This is a genomic window from Leifsonia sp. TF02-11 (assembly GCF_017565305.1).
Classification (GTDB): domain Bacteria; phylum Actinomycetota; class Actinomycetes; order Actinomycetales; family Microbacteriaceae; genus Leifsonia.
Genome location: NZ_JAGEKP010000038.1, coordinates 1 through 3,655 on the forward strand (window position 1 = coordinate 1; position 3,655 = coordinate 3,655).

General features: G+C 60.3%; 1 protein-coding gene. It reads left to right on the forward strand.

Features of this window, described 5'->3' with window-relative positions; genetic code table 11:
* Positions 1 to 215: 215 nt before the first annotated feature.
* Positions 216 to 3,647: a hypothetical protein gene (locus JNB50_RS24560; protein ID WP_208042717.1), complete on the forward strand. Its 3,432-nt coding sequence runs from the start codon at positions 216 to 218 to the stop codon at positions 3,645 to 3,647.
* The last annotated feature ends 8 nt before the right edge of the window (positions 3,648 to 3,655 follow it).

Here is a 3,655-nt window from a genome sequence, read left to right on the forward strand (position 1 = left end):
AGCGTCGAAAGCCCGGCACGGAGTCTCGGGAGCGAGCTACGCTCGGCCGGCGGAACGACAACGACACCCGGCATCACAGCGCCCATATCGTCAAGCAAACGAGTTTGGCGATGTGACCCGCCCGATTCGCTAGGATGCCGAGTTGATAGGCGGGCTGGGCTACCAATTACCAGTGGTGCCATGGGACATTCACCGATGATTGCGAGCGACCCCGAATGCCTGCTTCCGACGAAACCCCGGAGGAATTGTGGAGCAAGACTCGTAAGGGGGCGACGGCCGGTCGCGGTTTCCATTTTCAAGACACCGTGGGAGCGTGGTTTGCCACGCACCTACTCTCCGACAGCCATCGTGGCCCGATCATCCCAGAGGGTTTGGAAGATCTGCAGCTCGCGTCCGCGACGCCGACCTATGTTCAGGTGAAGAGCAGGCAGGAGCAACGCGGCGACTACTCGGTCGGAGACGTCATTGGATTTCTCGCCGCAATGTGGGGGGCACGCCAAAGACGTGTAAGTGCAAACGCTCCAGACGGGCCTCTTCAACTCATCGTGGAACGCCCCATAGCCGGTGACAGCTTCGATCGCGAGACGACGCTGCTGTCGTCACTCCCCGACGACCACCCCATAGCAAGAGCCGTGGCTAGAGAATTTGGAGACTCCGCCGCGGACATTAGTGATCGAACCAGCATTCGAGTCTTGCCGTGGGACGAAGCCCGAACGCTGGCACTGCAAACCATCGAGCGCGTCGCCGACACGACCCCAGCGGTCGCATCGCTCATTGTTGAGCGGATCCGTTCGGCCATTGCGGCGGCGTCAGATGCGAACGGTCGTTCCCAGCTCGAAATCCCTCACGGTCTTGAGCGCACCGACGTCTGGGCAATCGTCGATGCCGTCAAGGAAGTCGTTGACCCACGGACGATCCAAGAAGCGATTCAACTCGGTATCTGCTCGCTCGTTGATTTTGCCGCGCTACCTGCGGAAGGGTATTTCGATGGCGTATCTGCCGAGCCTGGCCACATTTCGGCTGGATTTCCCGCTCCGCGCGCAGAGCTCGCCGGAAAGGTTGTCGAGGCGATCGACTCATCCACGGTCTCACTCCTTACTGGCCCCTCCGGCGTTGGTAAGTCCACTGTGTTGTGGTCGGCTGCGTACTCACGTCGAGATCTGCTCTGGTACCGCGTGCATGATCTGACGCTGGACGCCGTACCGCTCCTTATCCGACTTGCGGAGGAGATGGGCGCCGACGAGGCATCCAAGGTCGGCTTCATCGTCGACGGGCTAAACGGTGTCGATGGCAATGCATGGGACGCCTTCGAGCGCCGAGTGGCGTCCCACCCTGGCATCGCGCTGATCGCATCCGCTCGCACGGAGGACCTATTTGGGCTTACGTCGTTGGCAGAGGTCGAGATAATTCCCGTCGAACTCGACGAACGGACAGCGATTCGTATATTCACGGAGCTTCAACGCCGAGGGAGAACTGCGGCAGCCCACTGGCGAGAGTCATTCGAAAAGGCGAACGGACTCACCATGGAGTACACATACTTACTTACTCGCGGCAGCCGTCTCAGGGACGTACTTGAGTCACAGGTTCAGCGCCGTGTCGCCGAAGGGCGTAATGCCGAACTAGCAATTCTCGAGCTAGTGACGACAGCGCATGCGTGGGGAGCAGCGGTCCCTCTGGACGCGCTACAAAGGGCCGGCCTTACTCGCGCCGAAATACGACTCGCACTGCCAACCCTGCGCGACGAGCACCTTATCCGCGGCGACGGTGTCTTGCTTACAGGGCTCCATCAACTTCGATCGACCATGCTTTCCCGCGCTGTACACGACTATCCCCCACCCGTTATTGCCCAGACTGCTGCGACGCTAATTGCGGTCCTACCTCCGGAATCGATTCCCGCAATCATGACAGGCGCGTTGCGTGACGATCCCACGCTTCTTGAGCCTGTGTTCGCTGCGCTTGCTGAACGCCTAAGGTCAGAGCCAACCGCAGTTCTGCTCGGATTTGCTCTTCGGGCCGCTCTATACGCTGAGCTACAGTCACGTGCTGCGGTTCTTGTCGAAATTGCGCAAGAGAACAACGTGCCACCAGCCTTGCAGGCAACAGCGATCCAGCTGTCAATGATCGAGGTAGAGGACAGCCTCGTTCAGTCCTTCAAGGAGCCGATACGCCTTTCGCATCCGATCCTTCGTGCAGAACTACTGCAGCCATTTCAGCTGCCAGACAGGGTGCTGGATGCTCTCGGCCCGTCGCAAGTCGCAGCCTTGTTAGCCGAGATCGAATCCGGCACCGATCTCCGATTCATCATCGATGCGCTGCGGGGTGTTGAGGCGTCGATGGTGGAAGAGATCGCGTTCGCGATTCCCACGGAGACGGATAACCCACTGGCTCGAAAATTGGCAGATCTGTCGCCAGATAGCCTCGGTGACATATTGCTGTCCGCTGCCGAAGCCGGCGCTCCACTTGCATACGCCCTCCAGGAGCTGGCAGGCGGCGAGGACAGAGTGCTCGAACTCATGGCCCTTGTGGATGTGTCGGTCGTCGAGTCGTCCGTGAAAGAGCAGGGCGGCGAGTTCGTAGTACACATTCGTGCGCTTTGTTCCGACGATGTTGATATCGACGCGAAAGCAATCGAGCTCGCTAAACGCGCGCTTTCATATCTTCCGGGCTGTACTCGGGCTGACGTTGATGTGCTCTTGGCGGGCTCTCGGCGTCTCGTTGTTGGGGATCGATCATTCGGACATAGCGCGCTGTTGCGCCGGTACTTATACAGCGACGCAGCAATCGACCTCAACCGGCGTGCGATTGCCTTCGCCGTCGTCTTGACCGCCGCTGAGTCGATTACCGAGCGGCTCGCTGGAGCCGCAGAGATGCTTGTCGACTTGAATGAGTATCTGGAGGCTCTCACGCGGGCTTGGATGCTGGGCACGACTGCAAGTCGAGAGCTCGCCCGGCTGGACAACCTTCAAGAGCGCCTGTCGGCCGCCGCAGCGTCGTTGCGACCAAGTATCGCTGCAGATCCATCTTCACCTGGGCAACCGGACGCCTTCACCAACGACCCGCTCAACTCACTCATCTCAGGGGTCGTTGACAACCTGACGCCGCGACTGTCCGACGCGACTCAGTTCGCTTCGCTCGCTGCATTCGTCGGAGATCAGTTGCTCAAGGCCGCCGACGAATCGCTGGAAGAACAATGGGAACTGTTACCGGAGGGGCGTCCACAGGCGCTGTCTGAAGTTCGAGCCAAGCTCTCTGATTTGCGATGCGTCCTCTGGGAGGTCTCCGTCGGCGGGACTCCTGTTGCAGACATCAGACGGGCGCTTCGAAGCGGGGCACGGCAGGGGGCGATCGCCCGAACGGGCGACGTTTGCAGGCGATCGGCACGCGCTCGCTGGGATGCAGAGCGACGGTCCTCGACGTACCTACTCCGAACGGCGGGACCCCGAGCGCACTGGCTGAGTCGCGACGCGAGCAACTCGAGTATGTGGCCGCCCTACGAGGGCTTGCTCCTTGTCGAGTGCGATTCACTAGCCGAGTGGATCGAGCTGTATGCCGTATTGGCGGAGCAGTTGCCGACCATCTCGCGTGGCTTTGTCAAGTTGAGTTGGCCCACCGATGTCGTCGTGATTCGGCCCACACGGTACGGCTGATAGTCGTT

Excerpts from the sequence above, each read along its gene's own strand:
- JNB50_RS24560 (WP_208042717.1), top strand. The coding sequence starts at position 216 with ATGCCTGCTTCCGACGAAACCCCGGAGGAATTGTGGAGCAAGACTCGT.